This is a genomic window from Herpetosiphon llansteffanensis (assembly GCF_003205875.1).
Lineage (GTDB): Bacteria > Chloroflexota > Chloroflexia > Chloroflexales > Herpetosiphonaceae > Herpetosiphon > Herpetosiphon llansteffanensis.
This window is the reverse complement of sequence record NZ_PUBZ01000028.1, coordinates 1-1,663: the sequence shown is the minus strand read 5'-3', so window position 1 is coordinate 1,663 and position 1,663 is coordinate 1. Positions and strand designations below refer to the sequence as shown.

Sequence of the window (1,663 nt, the reverse complement as noted above, 5' to 3'; positions counted from 1 at the left end):
GAGTATCGTATAAACATGTCAAGTGGCGCGAATGAAGCCGCACGATCATGACCGCAGCCCTGCTGCGGTTTTTTTGTGGGTTCTGCTGGAGGGCTGGTGTGGGACACCACCGAGGGAGTGGCAACACAGAACTTGGACCATCCGTGGTAAAGCATGGCGAGGTCTCAGCCTCAGCATCGACTGCGGTCTCAAGGGGTTCTCGGTTGCCATGGCGCGGTGTCATACATCACGAACGGTGTCCGGCACCAAGGGGTTTGGCGACATCTGGCCGCCCCGGTGGTGTCCCGTTACCAGTCCTCACCGATGATTCCTACTCATGCCCCGCTCGGCTGATAGGGCTGTTGGCTGATCGCCAGCGCAAAGAGCAACCGATTGGCTTTGTTCGCGGCATGAATCAGCGCAACCGCGAGCGGTTTGCCCCGTGCCCGCGCTGCGAGCCAACTCGCTCGCACGGGTGGACAATGGCGACTGAGGCTTGCGCCAATGCGGATCAAGGCCTGTCGTAGCGTGATCCGGCCAGCCAATGAGGATTGACCAACGCGGGATCGCACGCCACTGGCATAGATGCTTGGTTCGAGTCCCGCCAGTGACCAGAGCGCTTTGGCTGAGGTGATCGTGCGAATATCGCCCACCGCTGCCGCATAGCGCGCTGCTAGCACCGGACTCATGCCTGGAATGGAGCACAACACCGCTGCCCATGAGGGGGCAATCAGGGTTTCGGCCTCGGCATGCAGCGCGGCGAGATGGGTCGTGTGGTGACAATACTGCTGCATCAGGGTGGCAAGGCGCGCCGCCAAGGGTGACGTTTGGTCAGGCGGCAACACGACCTGCGCGGCAAGGATGGCGGCGAGGTGGGTGGCACGGACTGGCCCGCAGCGCACGCCGAGCGCTTTCAGGCGGGCTTGGATCGCGGCGACCGACAGCGACCGCCAGGTGTGGGGATCGGGGTGGTGGAGCAGGATGGTCTGGATGATCTGGCGCGTCCACGGGCGTGAGGAAACCAGCGGTGGCAGGGCGGCGCTGGCTGACCGTCGGGCGACCAAGCCGGGCCAGAGGAGATCGGTGAGGCGGGAAAGGGAATGGGCGAGCTGGGTGAGCGTGTGCATGGTGGCAGCTTCTTGCGCAGCCCACGCGCGGAGATGGGCCTGCTGCGGGGAGGGTGGTGACCACGGGCGGCCATGGCCATCGCGCACCGCAGCGGCCATGGCATGGCAATCGCGGGCATCGGTTTTGCGGAGCCGCCCCGCCGTCAGGACGGTACGAGCATGATGCACCGCCGTGGGATGAACCAGCAGGCAGGTGACGGTAGGCGGAAGGGCCGCCGTGAGGGCATGCAGCCACGGAAGATGATAGATGCTGGTTGGTTCCATCGCCAGTGCGACGGGATTCGTTTGCGCCAACTGGATGAGGGTGGCAATCACCGATTGCAAGGCGGTCGCATCGGTGGTGATAGGATGGGGTGGGATGATCGGCGTGAGATCGGGCGCAAAGACGGCGAACCAATGGGTATGTTTGGCGATGTCGAGGGTTGCAATGGTGGTCGGTGGTGTGCTAGGATGGGTCATGTGATCCTCCCCAAGGGTCATAGACAAATCAATGCGGCAATGGGGTCAAGCAAATCCATTGTCGCATCCATGATTGCATGATTTGTTTATACCAGGGG

General features: G+C 62.8%; 1 protein-coding gene. It reads right to left on the bottom strand.

Features of this window, described 5'->3' with window-relative positions:
- Positions 1–314 precede the first annotated feature (314 nt).
- Positions 315–1,565: an IS110 family RNA-guided transposase gene (locus C5S61_RS01830; RefSeq protein ID WP_110513418.1), complete on the bottom strand. Its 1,251-nt coding sequence runs from the start codon at positions 1,563–1,565 to the stop codon at positions 315–317.
- Positions 1,566–1,663: the final 98 nt, after the last annotated feature.